This is a genomic window from Belnapia sp. AC561, from assembly GCF_979252845.1.
This window is the reverse complement of the sequence record NZ_CEEDBP010000184.1, coordinates 1-279: the sequence shown is the minus strand read 5'-3', so window position 1 is coordinate 279 and position 279 is coordinate 1. Positions and strand designations below refer to the sequence as shown.

The following is a 279-nucleotide window of genomic DNA, read 5'->3' as shown; positions in this document are numbered from 1 at the left end:
CAGCCGAGTTCCACCGGCACCAGCACGCCGGTCGCGCCGCCGAACCGCCAACTGAAGAAATTCCGCTCCAGATTGCGCGGGTTCACCTCGTAGACGCCGACCTGCACGAAGCCGTCGGCACGATCGATGCGCAGCCGGGCAGACCATTGGCTGACGGGCCAGTTGTACCAGTAATCGCCGACCACGTTGCCCGGCTGCGATCCGCAGAAGCTGAGGTTCTGGAAATGGCAGGAAAAACCCTCGAAATCCTCGCCCGGCGAACTGCGCCCGACTTTCAGC

The 279-nt window shown here is 63.8% G+C and carries 1 protein-coding gene; it reads right to left on the bottom strand.

Annotation, left to right across the window (positions count from 1 at the left end; all coding sequences use genetic code 11):
- A partial coding sequence (locus AC0IW9_RS30665; protein WP_471652083.1) for a carbohydrate porin occupies positions 1-279 on the bottom strand: 279 nt, incomplete at both ends.